General features: G+C 65.8%; 18 protein-coding genes. 9 read left to right on the forward strand and 9 right to left on the reverse strand.

The features are described from left to right. Positions 1–7 precede the first annotated feature (7 nt). Together recO and pdxJ are read left to right on the forward strand one after the other, a co-directional pair. Positions 8–691, forward strand: a complete 684-nt coding sequence (gene recO, locus JZZ72_RS07135) for a DNA repair protein RecO (RefSeq protein WP_043862023.1) — start codon at positions 8–10, stop codon at positions 689–691. Between the two features lie 44 nt (positions 692–735). Further along, positions 736–1,479 carry a pyridoxine 5'-phosphate synthase gene (gene pdxJ / locus JZZ72_RS07140; RefSeq protein ID WP_210014226.1) on the forward strand — a complete coding sequence of 248 codons (744 nt, stop codon included), beginning with the start codon at positions 736–738 and terminating at the stop codon, positions 1,477–1,479. Between the two features lie 82 nt (positions 1,480–1,561). On the opposite strand, the gene JZZ72_RS07145 is transcribed toward pdxJ, so the two are convergent. Both JZZ72_RS07145 and JZZ72_RS07150 read right to left on the reverse strand, forming a co-directional pair. Then, positions 1,562–2,941, reverse strand: coding sequence for a heavy metal sensor histidine kinase (locus JZZ72_RS07145; protein ID WP_043862021.1), 1,380 nt, complete (start codon positions 2,939–2,941; stop codon positions 1,562–1,564). After that, positions 2,938–3,612 carry a heavy metal response regulator transcription factor gene (locus JZZ72_RS07150; RefSeq protein WP_043862020.1) on the reverse strand — a complete coding sequence of 225 codons (675 nt, stop codon included), beginning with the start codon at positions 3,610–3,612 and terminating at the stop codon, positions 2,938–2,940. The genes JZZ72_RS07145 and JZZ72_RS07150 overlap by 4 nt, the downstream gene beginning before the upstream one ends. 191 nt (positions 3,613–3,803) lie before the next feature. Between JZZ72_RS07150 and JZZ72_RS07155 the strand changes: the two genes are divergently transcribed. The 4 genes from JZZ72_RS07155 (at position 3,804) to JZZ72_RS07170 (ending at position 9,739) form a co-directional block, all read left to right on the forward strand. Next, positions 3,804–5,054, forward strand: a complete 1,251-nt coding sequence (locus JZZ72_RS07155; RefSeq protein ID WP_210014227.1) for a TolC family protein — start codon at positions 3,804–3,806, stop codon at positions 5,052–5,054. Between the two features lie 27 nt (positions 5,055–5,081). Next, a complete protein-coding gene (locus JZZ72_RS07160) occupies positions 5,082–6,302 on the forward strand; it encodes an efflux RND transporter periplasmic adaptor subunit (protein ID WP_043862018.1) in 1,221 nt (406 codons plus the stop codon). Positions 6,303–6,321: 19 nt separating this feature from the next. After that, positions 6,322–9,474, forward strand: coding sequence for a CusA/CzcA family heavy metal efflux RND transporter (locus JZZ72_RS07165; RefSeq protein WP_210014228.1), 3,153 nt, complete (start codon positions 6,322–6,324; stop codon positions 9,472–9,474). Between the two features lie 70 nt (positions 9,475–9,544). After that, complete coding sequence (locus JZZ72_RS07170) at positions 9,545–9,739, forward strand: co-regulatory protein PtrA N-terminal domain-containing protein (RefSeq protein ID WP_058540951.1); 195 nt, start codon at positions 9,545–9,547, stop codon at positions 9,737–9,739. 71 nt (positions 9,740–9,810) lie between these two features. Here the strand turns inward: JZZ72_RS07170 and cmoB are convergent, their stop codons facing one another. Together cmoB and cmoA are read right to left on the reverse strand one after the other, a co-directional pair. Then, positions 9,811–10,767, reverse strand: coding sequence for a tRNA 5-methoxyuridine(34)/uridine 5-oxyacetic acid(34) synthase CmoB (gene cmoB / locus JZZ72_RS07175; RefSeq protein WP_043862015.1), 957 nt, complete (start codon positions 10,765–10,767; stop codon positions 9,811–9,813). Beyond that, a complete protein-coding gene (cmoA, locus tag JZZ72_RS07180; RefSeq protein WP_173925038.1) occupies positions 10,764–11,543 on the reverse strand; it encodes a carboxy-S-adenosyl-L-methionine synthase CmoA in 780 nt (259 codons plus the stop codon). The genes cmoB and cmoA overlap by 4 nt, the downstream gene beginning before the upstream one ends. 162 nt (positions 11,544–11,705) lie before the next feature. On the opposite strand from cmoA, the gene JZZ72_RS07185 reads away from it, so the two are divergent. From JZZ72_RS07185 to JZZ72_RS07195, 3 genes are all read left to right on the forward strand, one after another. Then, positions 11,706–12,881: an alpha-xenorhabdolysin family binary toxin subunit A gene (locus JZZ72_RS07185; protein WP_054914767.1), complete on the forward strand. Its 1,176-nt coding sequence runs from the start codon at positions 11,706–11,708 to the stop codon at positions 12,879–12,881. Positions 12,882–12,891: 10 nt separating this feature from the next. After that, positions 12,892–13,896 carry an alpha-xenorhabdolysin family binary toxin subunit B gene (locus JZZ72_RS07190; RefSeq protein ID WP_058540954.1) on the forward strand — a complete coding sequence of 335 codons (1,005 nt, stop codon included), beginning with the start codon at positions 12,892–12,894 and terminating at the stop codon, positions 13,894–13,896. A 79-nt stretch (positions 13,897–13,975) separates the two neighbouring features. Beyond that, positions 13,976–14,890 carry a hypothetical protein gene (locus JZZ72_RS07195; protein WP_210014229.1) on the forward strand — a complete coding sequence of 305 codons (915 nt, stop codon included), beginning with the start codon at positions 13,976–13,978 and terminating at the stop codon, positions 14,888–14,890. Positions 14,891–14,908: 18 nt separating this feature from the next. Here the strand turns inward: JZZ72_RS07195 and JZZ72_RS07200 are convergent, their stop codons facing one another. From JZZ72_RS07200 to JZZ72_RS07220, 5 genes are all read right to left on the reverse strand, one after another. Continuing rightward, positions 14,909–15,307 carry a protease inhibitor I42 family protein gene (locus tag JZZ72_RS07200; protein WP_043862010.1) on the reverse strand — a complete coding sequence of 133 codons (399 nt, stop codon included), beginning with the start codon at positions 15,305–15,307 and terminating at the stop codon, positions 14,909–14,911. Positions 15,308–15,442: 135 nt separating this feature from the next. Beyond that, positions 15,443–17,863, reverse strand: coding sequence for an endopeptidase La (gene lon / locus JZZ72_RS07205; protein WP_043862009.1), 2,421 nt, complete (start codon positions 17,861–17,863; stop codon positions 15,443–15,445). A gap of 146 nt (positions 17,864–18,009) precedes the next feature. Then, entirely contained in the window at positions 18,010–20,418 is a 2,409-nt protein-coding gene (locus JZZ72_RS07210; RefSeq protein ID WP_043862008.1) for a glucose/quinate/shikimate family membrane-bound PQQ-dependent dehydrogenase, read from the reverse strand. Positions 20,419–20,464: 46 nt separating this feature from the next. Beyond that, entirely contained in the window at positions 20,465–21,817 is a 1,353-nt protein-coding gene (locus JZZ72_RS07215) for a carbohydrate porin (protein ID WP_210014230.1), read from the reverse strand. 200 nt (positions 21,818–22,017) lie between these two features. Beyond that, the gene (locus JZZ72_RS07220; protein WP_210014231.1) at positions 22,018–24,066 is read right to left on the reverse strand and encodes a TonB-dependent receptor; all 2,049 of its coding nucleotides are present in this window, start codon (positions 24,064–24,066) and stop codon (positions 22,018–22,020) included. Positions 24,067–24,161: the final 95 nt, after the last annotated feature.

Raw genomic sequence — 24,161 nt, forward strand, 5'->3', positions numbered from 1 at the left:
CTGAATCATGGACATGCCAGACGGCCAACCGGCCTTCGTGCTGCACAGCCGGGCGTACCGTGAAACCAGTGCGCTGGTCGACTTCCTTACCCCCCAGGGGCGCCTGCGCGCCGTGCTGCGTCGTGCACGCGGCAAGGCCGGCAGCCTGGCGCGTCCGTTCGTGCCGCTGGAGGTGCAGTTCCATGGGCGCGGCGAGCTCAAGAATGTCGGTCGCATGGACAGCGCAGGCGTTGCGGTCTGGCTCAACGGCGACGCGCTGTTCAGCGGGCTGTACCTCAATGAGCTGCTGATTCGCCTGCTTCAGGCCGAAGACCCGCACCCGGTGATGTTCGAGCAGTACGCTGCCACCTTGCAGGCACTGGGCGCGGGGCGCCCGCTGGAGCCGTTGCTGCGTGCCTTCGAATGGCGCCTGCTGGACGAGCTGGGGTATGGCTTTGCGCTTGAGCACGACATCAATGGCGATCCGCTGGTGGCCGATGGCCTGTACCGCCTGCAGGTGGACGCGGGCCTGGAGCGGGTGTACCTGGTGCAGCCAGGCTTGTTCAGTGGCGCGCACCTGCTGGCCATGGCCGAGGCCGAGTGGTCGATGCCGGGCGCGCTGGGCGCGGCCAAGCGCCTGATGCGCCAGGCGCTGGCGGTGCACCTGGGCGGGCGTCCGCTGGTCAGCCGGGAACTGTTTCGCAAGCCTTGATCACGACGTATGCTGTGAGGCTCAATTTTCAGGAGAGTCTCTTCGTGACCACCAGCAACCGCATCCTCCTTGGCGTGAACATCGACCACGTGGCGACCCTGCGCCAGGCCCGTGGCACGCGATATCCGGACCCGGTCAAGGCCGCGCTGGACGCCGAAGAGGCGGGTGCCGACGGCATCACCGTGCATTTGCGCGAAGACCGTCGGCATATCCAGGACCGTGACGTGCTGGTACTGAGCGAGGTGCTGCAGACGCGCATGAACTTCGAGATGGGCGTCACCGAAGAGATGATGCAGTTTGCCGAGCGCATTCGCCCGGCGCACATCTGCCTGGTGCCCGAGACACGCCAGGAACTGACCACCGAAGGTGGCCTGGACGTGGCGGGACAGGAGGCGCGGATCAAGGCGGCGGTGGAGCGCCTGTCGCGCCTGGGGTCGGAGGTGTCGTTGTTCATCGATGCCGACGAGCGCCAGATCGAGGCCTCGCGCCGTGTTGGCGCGCCGGCGATCGAACTGCACACCGGGCGTTACGCCGATGCGCAGACCCCCGCCGATGTGGCCGAAGAACTCCAGCGCGTGGCCGATGGCGTGGCCTTCGGCCTGGCTCAGGGGCTGATCGTGAATGCCGGGCATGGCCTGCACTACCACAACGTCGAGCCGGTGGCGGCGATCAAGGGCATCAACGAACTGAACATCGGCCATGCACTGGTGGCCCATGCGTTGTTCGTGGGCTTCAAGGGTGCGGTCAGCGAGATGAAACAGCTGATTCTGGCAGCCAGCAACCGCTGAATGCGTCGTGACCTTCGCCGGCAAGGCCGGCTCCTACAGGCGCTGCGATTCCTGTAGGAGCCGGCCTCGCCGGCGAAGCCGCCTAGCCAAATATCAGACTGAACCGCGTAGGCCCCTGCGCCGCGCTGGTCACCTCCACCTGCCCACCATGCACCTGCATGATCGACTGCACGATGGCCAGCCCCAGCCCCGTGCCGCCCTCCACCCGCGAGCGCCCGCAGCCCACCCGGTAGAACCGCTCGAACAGGTGCGGCCAGTGCACCGCCTCGATCCCCGGCCCCTCGTTGCGCACCCAGCATTGCACGCCCCGTGCGCTCTGCTCGATGCCGATTTCCACCAGGCGGCCCTCGGGGCTGTGGCGAATTGCATTGCTCAACAGGTTCGACAGCGCCCGCTGCAGCATCAGCCGGTCGCCCTGCACCGTGCCCCAGCCGCTGACTTTCAGGGTGATCGCCTTGCATTCGGCGCTCAGCGCGAACAGCTCCACCACCCGTTGCGCCTCGTCGGCCAGCGCCACCGGCTTCAACGCCAGTTGCTGACGCGGCGCGTCCACCTGGGCCAGGAACAGCATGTCGGTGATGATCCGGTTCAGGCGCGTCAGCTCCTCGATGCTGTCCTCCAGCGCCACCCGGTAATCCTGCGCCGAGCGCACCCGTGACAAGGTCACCTGGGCCCTGCCCATCAGGTTGCTGATCGGCGTGCGCAGTTCGTGCGCCAGGTCATCGGAAAACTGCGACAGACGCTGCACGCCGCCATCCAGCCGGTCGAGCATCACGTTGATGCCGCGCGCCAGGGCACTCAGTTCCTGGGGCAGCTTGTCCTCGGGCAGGCGGTGGCTCAGCTCCTGCGCCGACACCTGGGCGGCAATCCGCCGAAACCTGCGCAGCGGCAGCAGACCACGCTGCACCAGCTTCCAGGCGGCAATGCCGATCAGCAGCAACAGCAGTGGCAACGCCAGCAACGTCGAACGCAGGTAGGCCTGCAGCAGGCCGAGGTCGTCGGCCCGGTTGAGCGTCAGCAGTACCCGCACCGGGGTGCCGTCACGCAGGGTCATCAGGCGCGCGGCGGTCATCAGGCGGGCCTCGGCGCTGTCCTGCCATTCGCTGTAGCCCAGCGCTGTCCCGGCCGCGATACGCCGCAGCGGCTCGGCCTCCACTGCAGGCCCCAGGCTCAACAGGGCCGGGTGGCGTCCGGTCTGGGCGATGATGTTCAGGCTCAGATCGTCGTGGCCCATCACCAGGTCGAGCAGGGGGTGGGCGCGCGAGCCCAGGTCGCTGGCCTTCAGGTCCACCCCCAGGCTGTGCTCGATCTGCTCCATCTTGCGTGCCAGCACCTTGCGGGCGCGGTTGTCCAGTTCGTGGTCCAGCGCCAGTACCGCCAGGCTCGCCAGCAGCAGCACCAGCGCCGCGCCCATCAGGCTGACGCTCAGGCCCAGGCGCAACGACAGTCGTGCCGGTTTCATTCGCGCGCTTCCAGCACATAGCCCACGCCGCGCAGGGTGTGGATCAGCTTGTCCTCGAAGGGGTCGTCGATCTTGGCCCGCAGGCGCCGGATCGACACCTCCACCACGTTGGTGTCGCAATCGAAGTTCATGTCCCACACCAGCGAGATGATCTGCGTGCGCGATAGCACCTCGCCGCTCTGGCGCATCAGCAGGTGCAGCAGGGCGAACTCCTTGGCCGTCAGGTCGATACGCTGGTTGCGCCGGTAGGCGCGGTGGCGGCTGGGGTCCAGCTCAAGGTCGGCGACCCTGAGCGTGGCCGGCGCCAGGTTCTGCTCGCTGCGCCGCAACAGGCTGCGAATGCGTGCCAGCAGTTCGGGAAACTCGAACGGCTTGAGCAGGTAATCGTCGGCGCCCAGGTCCAGGCCCTTGACCCGATCCGAGAGCCGGCCGTGGGCGGTCAGCATCATGATACGGGTCGAGGACTCCGCCCGCAGGCGTTGCAGCACGCTCCAGCCGTCGAGCTGCGGCAGGTTGACGTCGAGGATGACCAGGTCGTAGGCGTGCTGGCGGGCCAGGTGCAGGCCGTCAATGCCGGTGGCGGCGCAGTCGACGATGTAGCCGTTCTCGCTCAGGCCCTGCTGCAGGTACTCGGCGGTACGGACTTCGTCTTCGATGATCAATAGGCGCATGGGGTACTCGCGGCGTGCAAAACGGCAATTCTCAACCCTTGAGTCACTTCAGGGTCAAGGCGTGTCGCGCATGGTAAGCCAAGCCGGTCCTGAGCGGCGCTGGATAACAGATTTGTAATCCTGGGGTCATGTTGACGATAAAGCCCGCTCCCTAAAGTGCCCGCTTCGAAATGGGCGCGGGGGATTCACGCATGACGTGCAGGCACAGGCTTCATCCACAGCGCGTGGCGCGGCTGGCGGCGCTGGCCGGGGTGCTGCTGGGGCTTTCGACAGCGCTGCAGGCGAGCGTGCTGACGCTTGATGCCGCCTTGCGCACCGCGCAGGACAACAACCCCGAGCTTGCCGCGGCGCGCTGGGGCACCGAGATCGCCCTGGGCGAACGCAACCAGGCCGGCCTGCTGCCCAACCCGGAGTTGAGCTGGGAGCAGGAAGATACCCGCCGCGGCTCGCAGACCACCACCGTCAGCCTCAGCCAGCGCCTGGAACTGGGCGGCAAGCGCGGTGCGCGGGTGGAGGTGGCCCAGCGGGAGCAGGCCCTGGCGGCGCTGGAACTGGAACGCCAGGGCAATGCCTTGCGCGCCGAGGTGCTGGCTGCGTTTCATGCCGCCGTGCAGGCCCAGGAACGGCTGCAACTGGCCGAGCAGTCGCTGCGCCTGACCGAGCGTGGCCTGCAGGTGGTGCAGGGGCGGGTGCGGGCCGGCAGCGCTTCCCCCATCGAAACCACCCGCGCGCAGGTGCAGGTGTCCGAGATGCGCCTGGAACGAGGCCGTGCCCAGCAGGCCGTGGCCGTGGCCTATCAGCAACTGGCCAGCGTGACGGGGGCGCCGCAGGCGGGGTTCGAGCGGGTGGCAGGCATGCCGTCCGACGCCCTGACCCCAGCCGAGGGCGACACGCTGCTTGCCCGCCTCGAGCGCACGGCCGAGCTGCGCCTGGCCCGCCTGCAGATCGAGCAGCGCGAGGCTGACCTGGGGCTGGCTCGCAGCCAGCGCATCCCCGACCTCACCGTCAGCCTGGGTAGCCAGTACAGCGAGGCCGACCGCGAGCGCATCAATGTGGTCGGGGTGTCGATACCGCTGCCCTTGTTCGATCGCAACCAGGGCAATGTGCTGGCGGCGGCGCGGCGTGCCGATCAGGCCCGCGACCTGCGCAACGGCGCCGAACTGCGGGTGCGCAGCGAAGTGGTGCAGGCGCTGGTGCAGTGGCAGGTGGCTGCGGGCGAGGTACAGGCCTTCGACCGCTCGATACTGCCGGCGGCGCAGCAGGCGGTGGACGCCGCCACGCGGGGTTTCGAGCGCGGCAAGTTCAGCTTTCTCGAGGTGCTCGACGCCCAGCGCACGCTGGTGGCGGCGCGCACCCAATACCTGGCGGCGCAGGCCCAGGGCAGCGATGCGCGAGTCCGCCTGGAACGACTTTTCGGCGACCTGGCCACCGCCAGCCGCTGACCCCCGACGATTTGCCGAGGAATGTGCATGAACAGCAAAACCATCACGCTGGTGGCCGTCACCCTGACCCTGGGCGTTGGCCTGGGGGTTGTGCTGGGTCACCAGATGAATGCGCCGCAGGCCTCCCACGCGGCGCATGCCGAGGCGGGCCATGGCGATGAGGAAAAGGGCCATGGCGACGACGCCCATGGCGAGGAAGGCCATGGCGAAGAACAGCAGGAGGGCCACCTGACCCTGAGCGACGAGCAGATCCAGGTGGCCGGTATCGAGCTGGCCACCGTGGCCCCGCGCACCTTGAGCCGCAGCCTCGGCCTGCCGGGCGAGATCCGCTTCGACGAGGACCGTACCGCGCACCTGGTGCCGCGTGCGGCCGGGGTGGTGGAATCGGTGGCCGTGGTGCTCGGCCAGCAGGTCAAGGCCGGGCAACTGCTGGCGGTGATCGCCAGCCCGCAGATCTCCGAGCAGCGCAGCGAGCTGGCGGCCAGCCAGCGGCGACTGGAACTGGCGCGCGGCACCTTCGCCCGCGAGAAAGACCTGTGGCAGGAGGGCATCTCTGCCGAACAGGACTACCTGCAGGCGCGCCAGGCCCTGCAGGAAGCCGAGATCGCCGCCACCAATGCCCGGCAGAAGATCAGCGCACTGAGTGGCAGCGTGGTGCTGGCCGGCGGCAACCGCTATGAACTGCGTGCACCGTTTGACGGGCAGGTGGTGGAAAAGCACCTGGTGCCGGGCGAAGTGGTCAGCGAGAGCAGTGCGGCCTTCACCTTGTCCGACCTGTCGCGGGTATGGGCAACCTTTGGCGTGGCCCCGCGTGACCTGGCCAGGCTGCGCGTCGGCATGCCGGTGACGGTGCTGGCCAGTGAACTGGGCGAGCAGGCCAGCGGCACGGTCAGCCATGTGGGCAGCCTGCTCGGCGAGCAGACCCGCACCGCCACCGTGCGGGTCACCCTGGACAACCCTCGCGGCGCCTGGCGCCCCGGCCTGTTCGTGGCGGTGCGGGTGCCTACCGAACGCCTGGACGAGGCGCTGGCGGTACCGGAGGCCGCGCTGCAGACCCTCGAAGAGCAGCCCACCGTGTTCGTGCGCAGTGCAGAGGGCTTCACCGCCCAGGCGGTGACCCCGGGTGTGGTGGCCGACGGCTTCGTGCAGATCAAGGCGGGCCTGCAGGCCGGCCAGCAGGTGGCGGCACAGGGCAGCTTCATCCTCAAGTCGGAGCTGGGCAAAGCCAGCGCCGAGCATTCCCACTGAGCCCCCACGAGTACTCCTCATGTTCGAACGGATCATTCAATTTGCCATCGAGCAGCGCCTGATCGTGATGCTCGCGGTGCTGCTGATGGCCGGGCTGGGGCTGGCCAGCTACCAGAAGCTGCCGATCGATGCGGTGCCCGACATCACCAACGTGCAGGTGCAGATCAACACCTCGGCGGCGGGCTTTTCACCGCTGGAAACCGAGCAGCGCATCACTTTCGCCATCGAGACTGCCATGGCCGGCCTGCCGGGCCTGGAGCAGACCCGTTCGCTGTCGCGCTCGGGGCTGTCGCAGGTGACGGTGATCTTCGACGAGGGCACCGACCTGTTCTTCGCCCGGCAACTGGTCAACGAGCGCCTGCAACAGGCGCGCGGGCAGTTGCCCGACGGCGTCGAGGCGGCCATGGGGCCGATCTCCACCGGCCTGGGCGAGATCTTCCTGTGGACCGTGGAAGCCGCGCCGGATGCGCGCAAGGCCGACGGCAGCGAGTACACGCCCACCGACCTGCGCGAGATCCAGGACTGGATCATCAAGCCGCAGTTGCGCAACGTGCGCGGCGTGGCCGAGATCAACAGCATCGGCGGCTACGCCAAGGAGTACCAGATTGCCCCCGACCTCAGGCGCCTGGCCGCCTACAAGCTGACCCTGGGCGACCTGCTGACGGCCCTGGAGCGCAACAACGCCAACGTCGGTGCCGGCTACATCGAGCGCCGTGGCGAGCAACTGCTGATTCGTGCGCCGGGGCAACTGGCAGGCATCGACGACATTGCCAACATCGTGCTGGCCACTGTCGACGGCACCTCGATTCGCGTACGCGATGTCGCCCAGGTGGGCATCGGCCGCGAACTGCGCAGCGGCGCGGCTACCGAAAATGGCCGTGAGGTGGTGCTGGGCACCGTGTTCATGCTGGTCGGCGAGAACAGCCGCACCGTGTCGCGGGCAGTGGCCGACAAGCTGGCGCAGATCAACCGCACGCTGCCGGCAGGTGTCAGCGCGGTCACGGTGTACGACCGCACCGACCTGGTCGACAAGGCCATCGCCACGGTGAAGAAGAACCTGGTGGAAGGTGCGATCCTGGTGATCGCGGTGCTGTTCCTGTTTCTCGGCAACATCCGCGCCGCGCTGATCACCGCCATGGTGATTCCGCTGTCGATGCTGTTCACCTTCACCGGCATGTTCGGCAACAAGGTCAGTGCCAACCTGATGAGCCTGGGTGCGCTGGACTTCGGCATCATCGTCGATGGCGCGGTGGTGATCGTGGAGAACGCGATCCGCCGCCTGGCCCACGCCCAGCAGCACCATGGCCGCCTGCTGACCCGCTCCGAGCGCCTGCACGAAGTGTTCAATGCCGCCCGCGAGGCGCGCCGCCCGCTGATCTTCGGCCAGTTGATCATCATGGTGGTGTACCTGCCGATCTTTGCCCTGAGCGGGGTGGAGGGCAAGATGTTCCACCCCATGGCCTTCACCGTGGTGATTGCCCTGCTGGGAGCGATGCTGCTCTCGGTGACCTTCGTGCCGGCGGCCATCGCGCTGTTCGTCACCGGCAAGGTCAAGGAAGAGGACAACCTGCTGATGCGCAGCGCCAAGGCCGGCTATGCGCCGCTATTGCGCTGGGTGATGGGGCACCGTGGGCTGGCGTTTTCCCTGGCCGGGGCGTCGGTGCTGCTGTGCGCGGTGCTGGCCGGGCGCATGGGCAGCGAGTTCGTGCCCAGCCTCAGCGAAGGCGATTTCGCCCTGCAGGCGCTGCGGGTGCCGGGCACCAGCCTGAGCCAGTCGGTGCAATTGCAGCAGCGCCTGGAGGAGAGTGTGGTCAGCCAGGTGCCGGAGGTGCAGCGCGTATTTGCGCGCACCGGCACCGCCGAGATCGCCGCCGACCCGATGCCGCCGAACATCTCCGACAGTTACGTGATGCTCAAACCGCAGGCGCAGTGGCCCGACCCCGGCAAGTCGCGCGAGCAACTGATCGCCGATATCCAGCGCGCGGCGGCGCGGGTGCCGGGTAGCAACTACGAGCTGTCGCAGCCGATTCAACTGCGCTTCAACGAGCTGATTTCCGGGGTACGCAGCGATGTGGCGGTCAAGGTCTTCGGCGACGACATGACGGTGCTCAACCGCACGGCAGCACAGATTGCCGCAACCTTGCAGGCGGTGCCGGGGGCATCGGAGGTCAAGGTCGAGCAGACCTCGGGCCTGCCGGTGCTGACCATCGAGGTCGACCGCGACAAGGCTGCACGCTACGGGCTCAACGTCGGCGATGTGCAGGACACCATCGCCGTGGCCGTGGGCGGCCGCCAGGCCGGCACGCTGTACGAGGGCGACCGGCGTTTCGACATGGTGGTGCGCCTCTCGGACGACGTGCGTACCGACATCGAAGGCTTGTCGCAGCTGCTGATTCCGGTACCGGCCAGTGCGGGCAGCGACGGCGGTATCGGCTTCATCAGCCTGGCCGAGGTGGCCAGCCTGGCGCTGGTGCAGGGGCCCAACCAGGTGAGCCGCGAAGACGGCAAGCGCCTGGTGGTGGTCAGCGCCAACGTGCGTGGCCGCGACATCGGTTCGTTCGTGGCCGAGGCCGGCGAGCGCATCGATACGCAGGTGGAAGTGCCGCCTGGCTACTGGACGCGTTGGGGCGGTCAGTTCGAGCAGCTGCAATCGGCGGCCAAGCGCCTGCAGGTGGTGGTGCCGGTGGCATTGCTGCTGGTGTTCGGGCTGCTGTTCATGATGTTCAACAGCGTCAGGGACGGCCTGCTGGTGTTCACCGGCATCCCGTTCGCGCTGACCGGCGGGGTGGTGGCGCTGTGGCTGCGCGACATTCCATTGTCGATTTCGGCGGGGGTGGGCTTCATCGCCCTGTCGGGGGTGGCGGTGCTCAACGGGCTGGTGATGATCGCCTTCATCCGCAGCTTGCGCGAGCAGGGCCGGCCGCTGCGCGTGGCCATCGACGAAGGTGCGCTGACGCGTCTGCGGCCGGTGCTGATGACCGCGTTGGTGGCGTCGCTGGGGTTCATTCCGATGGCACTGGCCACTGGCACCGGTGCCGAGGTGCAGCGCCCGCTGGCCACCGTGGTGATCGGCGGCATCCTCTCGTCCACCGCGTTGACCCTGCTGGTGCTGCCGGCCCTGTACCACTGGGCGCACCGCAAGGAGGAGGAGCACAATCTTGCAGCACTGTAATGTGCGGCTCACCTTGGCGTTAGCTTGGGCTGCTTATGATCGGTTCGAATCCAATCATGAGGGAAGGTCGATGAACCTGAGCAAGTACGCACTGATCGCCGCGTTGCTGCTGGGCAGCAGCGCGGCAATGGCCGAAGGCGGCGCCGAGCGCACCAAGGCGTTCTGGGCCGAGTTTCGCAAGAGCCAGGAGCGGGTGCATGGGGAGGGCAGGAAGGAGGTAGCGCAGAAGAAGGAGCAGGTGCAGCAGCAGGTGGTGAAGGACTGACGCACGCCGTGTTCGCAAGGGCCTCTGCGCCGGCAAGGCCGGCTCCTGCAGGCGAAGAGGCCCCCTTCTGATTACTTGCGCGCCACCAGCACCGCCCGCCTGGGTGCCGGCAGGCCTTCGACGGTTCGGGTCGGGTCGGTAGGGTCGAGGAAGTCGCTCAGCGACTGGTAGCGCATCCAGTCGGTGCTGCGTTGTTCCTCGACGCTGGTCACGCTCACATCCACGCAGCGCACATCGCTGAAGCCGGCGCGACGCAACCAGCGCTCCAGTGCCGGCACCGAGGGCAGAAACCATACATTGCGCATCTGCGCATAGCGGTCTTCAGGCACCAGCACCTGATGCTCGTCACCCTCGACCACCAGGGTTTCCAACACCAGTTCGCCCCCCTTGACCAGGCAGTCCTTGAGCGCCAGCAAATGCTCGATCGGCGAGCGGCGGTGGTAGAACACCCCCATCGAGAACACCGTGTCGAAACCTTCCAGGTTGGCCGGCAGGTCTTCCAGGGCGAACGGCAAGTGCCAGGCGGGAAGGTCCGGCAGGTAACGCTGCACGGCCTGGAACTGGCAGAAGAACAACCAGTTGGGGTCCACGCCGATCACGCTGTCGGCGCCGGCGCCGAGCATGCGCCATTGGTAGTAGCCGTTGCCACAGCCCACATCCAGCACGCGTTTGCCGCGCAGGTCCAGGTGCGGCGCGACCCGTGACCACTTCCAGTCCGAACGCCATTCGGTGTCCACGTGCACGCCGAACAGGTCGAACGGGCCCTTGCGCCAGGGCGACAGGCCCATCAGCGCGGTGCGCACCTGTGCGCGGGTGGCGTCGTCGCAGTCGCTGTCCAGGCGCAGGCCGTGCAGCAGGTCGACCTGGCTGGGCTCCAGGGCCGGCAGCGCATCCAGTGCGCTTTGCCAGCGCTCCAGGTCGCCATGGCCCTTTTCCAGCTTGGCATCGAGTTGCGCTTGCAGGCCTTGGGCCCAGTGCGCCAATGGGGTGCCCGCCATGCGGCGGACCAGGGGAGTCAGATCGATCATGGCAGGGCAATCAGCGAGGCGAAGTTCAGGCACTGGAACCACGGCACCACCTGCGAGAAACCGGCTGCCAGCAGGCGCTGACGGTGTTCCTCGAGGCTGTCGGGTTTCATCACGTTTTCGATGGCACTGCGCTTCTGGGCAATTTCCAGTTCGCTGTAGCCGTTGGCGCGTTTGAAGGCCACGTGCAGATCGGTGAGCAGGGCCTGTTGCTGCGGGTCGGCAAAGCGCAGCTTCTCCGACAGGATCAGTGCGCCGCCAGGCACCAGGCACTGGCGAATGCGGCCAAGCAGGGCCAGGCGTGCCTGCGGCTCGATGAACTGCAGGGTGAAGTTCAGCGCCACCACCGACGCCGGCTGCAGGTCCAGCGCGGTGATGTCGGCCTCGATCACCTGCACCGGCAGCAACTCCTGGTGCATCGCGTCCTGGTGGCTGAGGTATTCGCGGCAGCGCTCGACCATGGCCGGGGAGTTGTCTACTGCCAGCACCTTGCAGCCCTCGCTGCGTACATGTCGGCGCATCGCCTGGGTCACCGCACCGAGCGAGCTGCCCAGGTCGTACAGCAGGGTATCGGGCTGGGCGAACTGGGCAGCCAGCACGCCGATGTTCTCGACGATCGTCGGGTAGCCGGGCACCGAGCGCTTGATCATGTCGGGGAAAACCCGCACGACATCTTCGTTGAAGGTGAAATCGGGGACCTGCGCCAGCGGGGTGGCGAACAGGCGATCGGGCTCTTTGCTCACGGGCAATCCAGGCGTTCGGCGGTAAAGGGCCGGCATTTTAGCCAATGTTGCAACAGGATGCATGGCCGACTGACCGGCGCGGCTGGCCGCTGCATTCCAATGCCGGCTTCGAGGAAAGCCTGCCGGCTATTTGTCTTGCCGGCGGGTCCTTAGAGTGAAGTGGCTTGACCCTATTGGCTCACTCACAAGGAATGTGAAATGAAACTCGAACCTGGCGCGCGCTCGTACGATACCGGTGAACTGGAAAAGGAAGCGGCCCTGCTGCCCAGAAACCTGATCGAAGGCATGAACCAGCGTGATGGCGAAAACGAGGGAGGGCTGACGCTTTCCCGCGAACATATCGTCACGCTCAATCAGTATGTGAAGTATGTCACCGGCCTGCCGACCGAAACCGCGTCGCTGGTGCCCTGGCTTGGCTACACCGACATCAAGGAGCCGGTACTGTCGGTCAGTGCCATGCGCACGACCTTTCTCAACCTGCACAAGCATGCCCGCGCCTGGGGCACGCTGTCCGACGAGTGCAAGAAGCTGTCCGCCGAGCTGGGGGTGTGTGCCCGTGGCATCAACACCACCGGCGAGGGGGTGATGCAGGAATGCGAGAAGACCAAGGCCCTTGGCGGGCGGCGTGATACGTGGGAGTCCGTGCAGTTCGCAGCGCCGGTTGCGTTGAGCTTCGGCGACCGGGAGATCGTCTCGTCGCTGGTGGACTACATGGAGGTGCTCAAGGATGAAGTCGAGCATTTTCACGCGCGTGTAAGCAGTGTGCGCAGCCACACCGAAACCTTTCGCGACACCGCGCGTTTCGAGCTGATGAACGAGGTCGCCCTCAAGACCGACGCCATCGAGCGTCACCAGGCCAGCGGTGCCACCCAGGCCCTGCGCGATGAGCTGGCGGCGCTGGACAAGGAAATCGACAACCTCAACAAGCAGTACGACGAGTACGTCAAGGCGGCCCTGTCCGGGCTGGCGGCCGGCCCGCTGGGGGCGGTCATCTCAGGCTCGATCTACGGCTCCAAGGCCGAAAAGGTGCGCAAGACCCGCAACCGGGTGCAGAAGGAACGCAAGGCTGTCGGGGCGCGCCTGACGGCGGCGGTCAACCTGGAGGGACGCCTGCAGGTACTCACGACCCATATGGATGAACTGGCCACCCGCCTGCAGGAGGTGGTGACCGCTTCCTCGCACCTGCAGACGGCCTGGCAGACCATCGGCACCTACATCGAAGCGTCCATCGAAAAGCTCGAAAAGATGAACGACAGCCGGCAGCTGGGCATTTTCATCATCCATTTCAGAAACTTTCTCTCGCAGTGGGCGTTTATCGAAGCCTGCTCCATCACCATGAGCCGGGTCTTCGACGACACGCTGTGGGCCCAATAAGGAGCTACCCATGAGCAACATTCTTCAATTTCCGCTGGGCTGGGATGATCCGCAGTTCGACAGGGTCCTGCGTGCCGGTGCCGCCTACCTGAAGGCCGCCCAGGACAGCCGCTATGCCTTCCTGCCCCTGTTGCACGAGCGTGTGGAGCGCAATGCACGCTGTCTTGACGACAACCTCCAGCAACTGATGCGCCATGCCGATCGCATCATCGTCGCGATCAAGAGCAATGACCTGGGCGGCCTCGAAAAGGACATCGACCCGAACGATGATCCCGAGGACATTGCGCAGTATCTGGAGGTGGCACAGGACGCCATCGGCGAGATTGCCGTCAAGCTCAACGATCAGTTGGGGCAGTTGCGCACGGCCACGGCTCAGATCACGGCCATCCCGGTCTATGACTCCAGTGCCGACAAGGCTCGCTATCAGGGCGAGCTCGACAGGCTGGCGGCCAATAGCAAGGCCTGCGAAGACGAACTGGCCGTGCGGCGCGAGGCCCTGGCCAGTCTTGACGAGGCGATCAAGGTACTTGAGGCGGCCAAGGTGGAATCCACCTTCGGCGGCCTGTTGCCGACCACCGAGCAGCTCAAGGCGGCGGCGGATGTCATCGCCACGGGCGGACTGTCGGTCGAGGCAGTGCAAGGCGCGCTGAAGAAAATCGGCGAAATCATCGGTGCGGCAATGGAAGGCATGCGCTATGCAACGATGCTCGAGCAGCGCCGAGGGATGCAGAAGCAGCACGATGAACTGCAACTGCAACTGACCGCGATGGCACGGGACAAGACGCGCCTCCAGGCCCAGTGTCAGCACCTTGAGGCTTATGCCGAGCTGGTCACGTCACGCGAGCAATGGCTGGCCGGCATCAGGCGCATCGCCGTGCAACTGAAGCCGGTTTGGGATCGGCTCATCGCCTGCAGCATCGACGATGTGCAGGCGTTGAGAGCGGTCAGCGAGCTGGTCGAGGCGTTGAAAGCCTACAAGAAAAAGATCAAGGCCGAGTATGTTGCCGGCCTTTGAGTGAAGGGCGCAAGGCGCTGCAGGCTGTGCTGGCCAGCAGCGCCTTGCGGCTTCTGGATTGCTCTGGTGATGACCCACAATGAACAACATTATTCAAAGACTGAGGCATCCACTGCCTCAGGATGAGCTGGATACCCAGATAGCCCTGATTCCGCTGCAATTGGTGCAGGATCTGGAGGAGGAGGGGCGAATCGACCTGACGTTCACCCGCGAACACGTTGCCGTGCTGGATGCCTACATGGACCATGTGATGGCGATACCGACCCGACGGGAGGCCTTTCTGCAGTGGTTGGGATACTACCGTCACCCGGACCCCGAGCTCGACTTCTACCCGATGCAGGTGTTGTTCCATCGCATCAATCTCCACGCCGACTCATGGGGGCGGTTGAAGCAGAAAAGCACTCAGTTGCCCATCGCGCTGATCAACTGTGCAAGCTCCATCAGCCTGTCAGGCGAGCGTGCGCTGCTGGCCTGTGAACGTACCAAGGCGTTGGGCGGGCGCAGGGAGGCTTGGCAAGGCATGCAGTTCGAGGTGCCCGTGCGGCTGGATGCACCAGACCGAACCCTTGTGCAGGAGATGGCACGGTGGGTGGCCAACCTCAAGAACTCGGCGGGCGTCTTCCAGTTCCAGGTCGGTGAAGTACGCAAGGAGACCGACAGGTTTCGTGATGACGCCCGGTTCGAATTGAGGCCGGCACTGGGGCGCAAGATCGAGCGCCTGGTGGCATCCGGCACAAAGGAAGGGAACCTGGGGCTACTGGCGCAGCGCATGCGAAATCTGGTGGTACGCCTGGAAGACGTCACCACTGCTGCGTCGCACCTGCAGACCGCCTGGCAGTTCATCGAGACCTATCTGGACGCCTCGATCGGCAAGTTGCACAGCATGCAGGACAGTCAGCAACTGGCCAGATTCGTCATTCACTTCAAGAATTTCCTGGCGCAGTGGTCATTCATCGAAGAGTGTGCCAGGCGTCTTCAGAAACGCCTCGAGTAAATGCTCCGCGGCGCAGCCTCAGCGTACCTGGATGTCGCAGTCGAAGCTCATCGCCGGCTTGACCTCCGGTGCCCAGGGTTGCTGATACACCAGCAGCAGGTGGCCGCTGCCGCTGGCGCTGGCCTTGAAGCGCCACAGCGATCGGCCGGCACTGCCCACCAGGCCGGTGTCTTCGGGGTTGCTGTAGACCTCGGGGCCCAGCGCCGCAAGTACGCCGTTGGCCGGATTCTGCAGCAGCCAGCGATAACCGGTACTGGGGTTGCTGGGCAACGCCAGGGTGATGGCCTGGCCGACATCGAGCGTGACCGGGCACTGGCTCTGTTTTTCCACCAGCAGCGGCTGTGGAGGTGTGGGCTGGCTGGCACAGCTGGCCAGGAGTATCAGGCTCGAACTCAGTAACACACGGGATGCGGTCATCATGACTCCTGGCTCGGGGAGGGTCCGGGCAGCCGATAATAGGGAAAGTGTGCTGCCTTGGGAAGATTCTCACGCTTCGCTGCCGGGTGCCCGCGCGGGCTGCCTGCAGCCCGCGCTGTTTCTGTTACCGCTGTTTCAGAACAGCACCTTGGCCACGTCGCTGAAGCGCCTGGCAAAATGCACCTGCAGGCCGGCCTTCAGGTAGCCGGGCAGTTCTTCGAAGTCGCCGCGGTTGGCCTCCGGCAGAATCAGCTCGTGGATCTTCTGCCGGCGCGCCGCAATCACCTTCTCGCGTACCCCGCCAATCGGCAATACCTGCCCGGTCAGGGTCAGCTCGCCGGTCATGGCCACGCCTTTTTTCGGTGCCTGGTCGCGTGCCAGGGACAGCAGGGCGCTGGCCATGGTCACCCCGGCACTCGGGCCGTCCTTGGGCGTGGCCCCTTCGGGCACGTGCAGGTGAATGAAAGACTCGTTGAAGTAGCCCACCTCACCACCGTACTGCTTGAGGTTGGCGCTGACGTAGCTGTAGGCGATCTCGGCGGATTCCTTCATCACCTCGCCCAGCTGGCCGGTGAGCTTGAAGCCGCGGTTGAGGGTGTGAATGCGGGTCGCCTCGATCGGCAGCGTGGCGCCGCCCATGCTGGTCCAGGCCAGGCCGGTGATCACGCCCTTGCCCGACAGCACCTGCTCGCTGCGAAACACCGGCATGCCGAGTGAAGCTTCGAGGTCCTTGGGGCCGATCTTTATCACTGCATCGGGTGTGTCGATCAACTGCACCACGGCCTTGCGCACCAGCTTGCCCAGTTGTTTTTCCAGCTGGCGCACCCCGGCTTCACGGGCATAGCCTTCGATAACCGTGCGCAATGCGCTGTCGCTGATACCCAGGCTGGCCTTGGCCACGCCGGCCTTGGCCAGTTGCTTGGGCCACAGGTGACGCTTGGCGATGGCGACCTTTTCCTCGGTGATGTAACCGGACAGGCGGATCACCTCCATGCGGTCGAGCAGCGGCCCGGGGATGGCATCGAGGGTGTTGGCGGTGCACACGAACAGCACCTTGGACAGGTCCAGGCGCAGGTCCAGGTAATGGTCGAGGAAGTCGACGTTCTGTTCCGGGTCCAGGGTTTCGAGCAGGGCCGAGGCCGGGTCGCCCTGGTAGCTCTGGCCCATCTTGTCGATCTCGTCGAGCATGATCACCGGGTTCATCACCTCGACGTCCTTGAGCGCCTGCACCAGCTTGCCCGGCTGGGCACCGATGTAGGTGCGCCGGTGGCCCTTGATCTCGGCCTCATCGCGCATGCCGCCGACGCTGAAGCGATAGAACGGCCGCCCCAGGGACTCGGCGATGGACTTGCCGATGCTGGTCTTGCCCACGCCCGGCGGGCCCACCAGCAGCACGATCGAACCGCTGATCTCGCCCTTGTAGGCGCCCACGGCAAGGAACTCGATGATGCGATCCTTGATGTCATCCAGGCCGGCGTGGTGCTGGTCGAGCACCTTGCGTGCATGCCTGAGGTCGAGCTTGTCCTTGCCGTACACGCCCCAGGGCAGGGCGGTGGCCCATTCCAGGTAGTTGCGGGTGACGGCGTACTCGGGCGAGCCGGTCTCCAGGATCGACAGCTTGCCCATTTCTTCGTCGATGCGCTTTTGCGCCGCAGCGGGCAGGGTCTTGCCTGCCAGGCGCTGCTGGAACTGCTCCAGGTCGGCGCTGCGGTCGTCCTTGGTCAGGCCCAGCTCCTGCTGGATGACCTTGAGCTGTTCCTTGAGGAAGAACTCGCGCTGGTGCTCGCCGATCTGGCGGTTCACCTCGGCAGAGATCTCGTTCTGCAGGCGTGCCACCTCGACTTCCTTGCGCAGCATCGGCAGCACCTTTTCCATGCGCTTGAGCATGGGCACGCAGTCGAGTACTTCCTGCAGCTGGTTGCCGGTGGCGGAGGTCAGGGCGGCGGCAAAGTCGGTGAGCGGCGAAGGGTCGTTGGGGCTGAAGCGGTTGAGGTAGTTCTTCAGCTCTTCGCTGTACAGCGGATTGAGCGGCAGCAGTTCCTTGATCGCGTTGATCAGGGCCATGCCGTAGGCCTTGACCTCGTCGGTCGGCTGGCTGGGCTGGTGCGGGTATTCGACTTCCACCAGGTAGGGCGGGCGGTGGTGCTTGAGCCAGGTGCGGATCCGCACGCGGGTCAGGCCCTGGGCGACGAACTGCAGCTTGCCGTTCTCGCGGCTGGCGTGGTGCACCTTGACCAGGGTGCCGTACAGCGGCAGGGCCGAGGTATCGAAGTGGCGATGGTCTTCGGGCGGGGTGTCCATGAAGAACAGCGCCAGGTTGTGATGCGGGGTCTTGGCCACCAGGTCCAGGGTCTCGGCCCAGGGTTCTTCGTTGACGATCACCGGCAGTACCTGCGCGGGGAAGAACGGGCGGTTGTGGATCGGGATCACGTAGACCTTGTCCGGCAGTTGCTGGCCGGGGATGGCGAGGGTGCGACCGGTGTGGTCGGAGGCGTCGAGATGCTCGACTTCAGCGTCTTGGTCGGGATGTTCGGGGAGATCCTGCTGGTCGCTCATGGGGCACCTGCGTGAATGACTATGGTGCTTAGATGGGGCGGGAGGGGGGAGGTTTCAATGGGCGGACAGGTATGTGCAGTGCCGGGCGGCCCCTTCAGCGACAAGGCCGGCGAAGGGCTGCACGGCAGCCCAGGTTCAGCGGTCGATCACTGCGCCAGTTTGTAGGCGATCACGTAATCGCCCATCTTTGTGCCCAGCGAACCGTGCCCGCCAGCCATCACCAGCACGTACTGCTGGCCATCCTTGCCGGTGTAGGTCATCGGCGTGGCCTGGCCGCCAGCCGGCAGGCGCGATTTCCACAGCTCCTTGCCGGTGTTCACGTCATACGCACGCAGGTACTGGTCCAGGGTGCCGCTCAAAAAGCCCAGGCCGCCGGCCGTCACCATCGAGCCGCCCATGCTCGGTACACCCACCGGCAGGCCGATCGGAATCGGCGAGCTGTCGCGGCTGGTGCCGTTCTTGTGCTTCCACACCACCTTGTTGGTGGTCAGGTCGATACCGGCCACATAGCCCCAGGCCGGGGCCTGGCACGGTACGCCCAGGGGCGACATGAACGGGTGCATGATCACCGCGTAAGGTGCGCCGGTGTTGGGCTGCACGCCGCTGGTCTCGCTTTCGCGCTTGCTGCCCTCGGCCACTTCGGCACGCGGCACCATCTTCGACACGAAGGCCATGTAGTTGGGGCTGGTGAACAGCAGCTGACGCACAGGGTCGACCGACACGCCGCCCCAGTTGAACACGCCCACGTTGCCCGGGTAGATCAGGCTGCCCTGCTCCGACGGCGGGGTGTACTGGCCCTCGTAGCGCAGTTCGCGGAACTGGATACGGCACAGCATCTGATCGAACGGGCTGGCGCCCCACATGGCCGCCTCGGTCAGGTCCGGGCCCAGCAGGTTCAGGTCCGAGCGGGCCTGGGTCGGTGCGGTGTGGTCGCCCTTGACCGCGCCCTGGGGCGCCGGGATCTCGCGGATCGGCACGATGGCGCTGCCGTCACGACGGTCGAGCACGTACAGGCTGCCCTGCTTGGTCGGGGCGATCAGCGCAGGTTTGACGCCGTCGGCGGTCTTCAGGTCGAGCAGGGTCGGCTGGCTGCCGACGTCCATGTCCCACAGGTCGTGGTGGGTGAACTGGTAGTTCCAGCGTACCTTGCCGGTGGCCAGGTCCAGGGCGACGATGCCGGCACTGAACTTCTCGGCACCTGGGGTGCGGTCGGCGCCCCACTGGTCAGGGGTCTGGTTGCCCAGTGGCAGGTACACCATGCCCAGCTTCTCGTCGACGCTGGCCAGCGACCACATGTTGGCCGAGTTGCGGCTGTAGGTCTTGCCCGGTGCCAGCGGCGCGGTCTCGTCCGGGTTGTCGCTGTCCCAGTTCCAGACCAGACGACCGTCATGCACGTCGTAGGCACGGATCACGCCCGAGGGCTCGTTGGTGGACTCGTTGTCGGTGACGTGGCCACCGATGATCACCAGCTCGCGAGTGATCGCGGCAGGCGAGGTGGAGTAGTAGCCACCGGCGGTGAACGGGCCGATGCCCTGGGTCAGGTCGACCACGCCCTGGTTGCCGAAGCCTTCGCAGACCTTGCCGGTGTCGGCGTTGATCGCGATCAGGCGCGCATCGGCGGTGGGCAGGTACAGGCGACGCGGGCAGCTGCGCACCACGGCCTGGCCGGCTTCGGAGATTTTCGGCGCAGGGGCGCCGTCCATGTTCACGTAGTTGTTTTCGTCGTAGTACGACACGCCACGGCAGGTCATGTGGGCAAAGCCCTTGAAGCCCACCGGGCTCTTGATCTGCGGATCGAAGCGCCAGATCTCGGCACCGGTATCCGGGTCCAGGGCCAGCACCTTGCTGTGCGCGGTGCAGGCATACAGCTTGCCATTGACCTTGAGCGGGGTGTTCTCGTTGGTCAGCTCGACCGGGTCATCGCTGGTCGGCAGGTCGCCGGTGCGAATGCGCCAGGCCTCTTCGAGCTTGTGCACGTTGTTCGGGGTGATCTGGCGCAGCGGCGAGTAGCGGTCACCGAATTCGGTGCGCCCGTAGGCCTGCCAGTCGCCATCGGGCATGGCCGGCGCGGTGCTGCTCAGCTCGGTGCTGTCGCGGCCCAGCTCGCCCTTGATTTCACCCGGGAAGGTGAACTGGCTTGCCACTGCGGTGGCGCCCGACAGCACCACCGCCAGGCTCAGCAGGCCGGTGTTGAGCTTGCCGGGCTGGCCCAGCAGCGGGCGGCGTGCCCACGGCAGCAGCAACACCACGCCCAGGGCGAACCACAGCGACAGGCGCGGTACCAGTTGCCACCAGTCCAGGCCGACCTCCCACAATGCCCACAGGGTGCTACCGAGCAGCACCAGGCCGTACAGGCCCAGCGCGGTGCGGCGCAGTGCCAGCAGCAGCACGCCCGACAGGGCAAAGCCGATACCGGCAATCAGGTAATACAGCGAGCCGCCGAGCTGGCTCAGCTTGATACCGCCGGCCAGCAGCGCCAGCCCCATCAGCAACAGCAGCACGCCGAGCAGTCTCGGCAGCCAGCGGGTTCTACTCAAGGCACCATCAGTGCTCATCGTGTGTTCTCCATCAAGGTGAAAAGGTTCGAGCCGCAGGGCCCGTTCAGAAGCTGCTCTGGATCTTGAGGCCGCCGATCAGCGCGTCGTCCACGTGCCCGACCCCGCCCGGGTGGCGGATGTACTGCAGGTTCGGGCGCACGGTCAGCCACTGGGCCAGGTGGATGCCGTAATACAGCTCGGCGCTGTACTCGGTGTCCTGGACGGGCAGGAAGGCGGGGTTGTCGTAGTCGAAGAGGGCATTGGCGCGGTTGCGGGCCTCGGCGTTCCTGCGATAGGCCGGGTTGACGTGCACGCGAGCGAGGGCGAAGCCGATGTCGTCCTTGGCGCGGGCATCGAACAGCCCTTTGTAAACCACACCTGCCTGAACATAGTTGTCGATGGCATTGGTCTTCTTGTCGTGCAGCGTGGCATTGGCAAAAACGCTCAGGCCACGTGAGTGATCGCTGGCCAACGACGTCACCTGCTGCTGTGCCCCCAACCAGAACCCGTGCTTGCTCGAGCTGCTGCGATAGTCCTGGCCACTGAGGGCTGCCGGTTGGCCGTTGCCGTCCTTGTAAACATCTTGTGCCTTGGCACTACTGTAGTAGTAACCGGCGCGATATTCCCCTTTGAGGCCGTCGATGGCCGGCGTCCACACCAGTTCCACCGGCAGTACCGCGCCCTGGGTGCCGCTGCCGCTGAGCTTGAAGCCGTTCTGGCGCTCGAGGTTGGAGGGGTTCTGTTCGTAGGCACCGACCTGGGCGTAGAGTTCCGGCGTTAGGTGGTACTTGACGCGCAGGGCCCACTGGCTCACCGGCCAGTTGTACCAGATGCTGCCGGCCCAGTTGCCCACCTGCGAGCCGCAGAAGGCCAGGTTCTGGAAGTCGCAGGGGAAGCTGTTGAAGTCCTCGCCCTGGCCGAAGCGCCCGACCTTCACGTCGAGGTCGCCGTCCAGGTACGTCTGCTTGAACCACATCTGGGTCAGCCGCCAGGTCTGGCCACGGCCCCAGACTTCCTGGGCCGAGGTGAAGCCGCCCACCCGCGGATCGTTGATGCGATCGTTGCTGATGTTGTTGCCGTGGCGCTCGGTCACGGTCAACTGGAATTCGGCGCCCTGCCAGCCGAGGATCTTCTGCAGGTCCAGGTGGCTGCCCAGGCTGAACTGGTCGCTGTAGCGGGCGGTGTTGCTGTGGTCGTGGCCACCGTGCAGGTTGCTGCCCATCTCCCCGGTGTAGCCCAGAGTGAAGTCGTAGCCGCGCTCGGCCAGCGCCGAGCGTGTGCCGCCCCAGTCGCCGAGCATCCAGGGCGAGTTGCCGTCGAAGAGGGGGGCGGCCTGCAGGCTGCAGGCCAGCGTGCTGGCGGCCAGGCCTGCCAGCAAGGTCGCGGCGGCGGGGGGCAGATGATGGAACTGATGCATGAGATAGCGCTGTCTTTTGATTGTTGGAAGAACGGCAAATTGCCCGAGATGCAGGCATCGTCGAGGGCAAGGCAGTATCAGGAATAGGTGAAGCGGTTCAGCTTGAGGCGGGGAGGATATAGGCGAACGTGCCGGAAAAAAAGCCGGATCAGCAAGAGTGACCGTTGCCGGATGGGTAACAATCCGGCAACGGTGTGGGTTCAGAAGGTGGTTCGCAGGCCTACCTGTACGCTGCGACCCGGCGCTGGGGCGATGTCGCGCAGGATCGAACTGGCATAGCGTACGGTCTGGTCGGTGAGGTTTTCGCCGCGCACGAAGGCCAGCCATTCACTCTGGCCGATCTCGAAGCGATAGCCCACGCTGGCCCCCAGGGTGGTGTAGCCGTCGGTGCTGGTTTCATTGGCCGGCTTGCGATGCTGGCTGCTGGCATGCTGCACGTCGACCCGTGCCTGCCAGCGTTCAAGGTTCCAGGTCAGGCCGCTGTTCAGGCGCAGCGGGGCAATGCGTGGCAGGTCTTCGCCGGTATCCAGGTTCTTGGCGCGGGTGTAGTCGCCAGACAGTTCCAGGGCGAAGCTGCCGTAGGCGTTTTCCAGCAGTTGCCAGCGGTCCTGGGCTTCGATGCCGTAGAAGCGGGCGCGCACGCCGTGATAGAGGTATTCGGGCACGTCGCCATGCTCGTGATCATGGTCGTGATCGTGATCGTCATCCCCGTGATCGTGATCATGCCCTTCGCGCAGGTTGCCGCTGGCCAGCAGGCCGATGTAGTTGCGGAAATGGCTGTAGAACACGCCCACGCTGCCCTTGTGCGTGCCGTTGTCGAAGCGCAGGGCCAGGTCGCTGGAGATCGCCTTCTCCTTCGAAAGCCCCGGGTCGCCCACCTCGTAGGTGCCGGTGGCGACGTGAGCGCCATTGGCATACAGCTCGTAGAAGGTCGGTGCACGTTCGGTGTAGCCCAGGCTGGCGGCCAGCGACCACACCGGGGTCAACTGGTACACCGCACCCGAGGACAGGCTGGCGGCGGTGAAGCTGCTGGCGCTGTCGGCCTGGGCGAAACGTTCGCTGCCCTGGCTGTCGGGGTCGACCCGGGTGTGCTCCAGGCGTGCGCCCAGGCTCAGGTCGAGGCGGTCGGTGGCCTTCCACTGTTCGAGCACGAACAGCGCCAGGCTGTCGGTATCGGTCTGCGGCACGAAGGCTTCTTCGCCCAACGCCGAGAACTCGTTGCGGGTGACCTGGGCGCCGATCACGCCTTCCACCGGCCCCAGCGGCTGGTGCCGAGCCTCGACGCGGGCCTCGTAGCCCTTGTTCTTGAAGGTGGTATGCACCTCGCCGCCTTCCAGCTCCTGATGCTTGTAGTCGGTGTAGCCGGCGTCGAACTTGAGCGAGCTGAACGGGCCGTCGAGGTCGCGCAGTTCGGAGGCAAAGGCGTAGTGGTCCTGTTCCATGGCCAGACGAACGCCGGGCTCGGCCACCGAACCGTAGTTGGCATCGTAGCGGCTGTAGGACATTCCCGCGTAACCGTGTTCCCAGTTGTACGAACCGCCGACGGCACCACCGTCCTGGCGCCCGTCGCTGTTTTCCAGGCGATGCTTGCCGCCGGGTTCGTCGGCATCGCGCACCTTCGAACTGCGGGCGTAGCCGGGGATGCGCAAATCGTTGAACTGGCGGCTGTTGGCGTCCAGGTGCAGGGCGAAGCGGCCATCGCCGGCTTCCAGCTTGCCCGCACTGCTGCGGGTGGTGTCGGCGCCCCCGTAGCGCAGCTCGCCGGCACCATGAATGCCTTGCACCGGCGCGTCGGGGATGCGGTTGTCGAAGGTGTTGACCACCCCGCCGATGGCATTGCCACCGTAGAGCAGGGCGGCCGGGCCGCGCACGATCTCGACGCGCTCGACGTTCACCGGGTCCAGTGGCACGGCGTGGTCGTACGACAGCGAAGAGGCATCCAGTGCACCCACGCCGTTGCGCAGGATACGGATCCGGTCGCCGTCCAGGCCGCGGATCACCGGGCGGCTGGCGCCCGGGCCGAACCAGGTGGAGGCGACGCCGGGCTGGGTGTTCAGGGTTTCGCCCAGGCTGCCCTTTTGCTGCAGGGTCAATGTGTCGCCTTCGAGCACGCTGCTGGGGGCTGCCAGCGGGGTGCCCAACGGGTTGGCGGTGATGACCTGAGGTTGCAGTTCAACCGCGTGGCTGGGCAGCGAGGCCAGCCACAGTGCGGCGGCAAGGGGGGAGAGGTGGAGCGGCAGGTGACGCATGGTGGGGTCCTTGGCAGTTATCGTTTTGGTTACAATATAACATTACCGTAAAACAATAAATGCCAAGGTGCTGTCCAGAGCCTTCGAGGTCACTA

Source organism: Pseudomonas palmensis (genome assembly GCF_017848315.1).
GTDB lineage: Bacteria > Pseudomonadota > Gammaproteobacteria > Pseudomonadales > Pseudomonadaceae > Aquipseudomonas > Aquipseudomonas palmensis.

Coding starts and splice junctions, on each gene's coding strand:
- JZZ72_RS07165 (WP_210014228.1), top strand. CDS start 6,322: ATGTTCGAACGGATCATTCAATTTGCCATCGAGCAGCGCCTGATCGTG.
- JZZ72_RS07185 (WP_054914767.1), top strand. CDS start 11,706: ATGAAACTCGAACCTGGCGCGCGCTCGTACGATACCGGTGAACTGGAA.
- JZZ72_RS07155 (WP_210014227.1), top strand. CDS start 3,804: ATGACGTGCAGGCACAGGCTTCATCCACAGCGCGTGGCGCGGCTGGCG.
- JZZ72_RS07200 (WP_043862010.1), bottom strand. CDS start 15,307: ATGACCGCATCCCGTGTGTTACTGAGTTCGAGCCTGATACTCCTGGCC.
- JZZ72_RS07170 (WP_058540951.1), top strand. CDS start 9,545: ATGAACCTGAGCAAGTACGCACTGATCGCCGCGTTGCTGCTGGGCAGC.
- lon (WP_043862009.1), bottom strand. CDS start 17,863: ATGAGCGACCAGCAGGATCTCCCCGAACATCCCGACCAAGACGCTGAA.
- JZZ72_RS07145 (WP_043862021.1), bottom strand. CDS start 2,941: ATGAAACCGGCACGACTGTCGTTGCGCCTGGGCCTGAGCGTCAGCCTG.
- cmoB (WP_043862015.1), bottom strand. CDS start 10,767: ATGATCGATCTGACTCCCCTGGTCCGCCGCATGGCGGGCACCCCATTG.
- cmoA (WP_173925038.1), bottom strand. CDS start 11,543: ATGCCGGCCCTTTACCGCCGAACGCCTGGATTGCCCGTGAGCAAAGAG.
- JZZ72_RS07190 (WP_058540954.1), top strand. CDS start 12,892: ATGAGCAACATTCTTCAATTTCCGCTGGGCTGGGATGATCCGCAGTTC.
- JZZ72_RS07220 (WP_210014231.1), bottom strand. CDS start 24,066: ATGCGTCACCTGCCGCTCCACCTCTCCCCCCTTGCCGCCGCACTGTGG.
- JZZ72_RS07150 (WP_043862020.1), bottom strand. CDS start 3,612: ATGCGCCTATTGATCATCGAAGACGAAGTCCGTACCGCCGAGTACCTG.
- JZZ72_RS07160 (WP_043862018.1), top strand. CDS start 5,082: ATGAACAGCAAAACCATCACGCTGGTGGCCGTCACCCTGACCCTGGGC.
- JZZ72_RS07210 (WP_043862008.1), bottom strand. CDS start 20,418: ATGAGCACTGATGGTGCCTTGAGTAGAACCCGCTGGCTGCCGAGACTG.
- JZZ72_RS07215 (WP_210014230.1), bottom strand. CDS start 21,817: ATGCATCAGTTCCATCATCTGCCCCCCGCCGCCGCGACCTTGCTGGCA.
- recO (WP_043862023.1), top strand. CDS start 8: ATGGACATGCCAGACGGCCAACCGGCCTTCGTGCTGCACAGCCGGGCG.
- JZZ72_RS07195 (WP_210014229.1), top strand. CDS start 13,976: ATGAACAACATTATTCAAAGACTGAGGCATCCACTGCCTCAGGATGAG.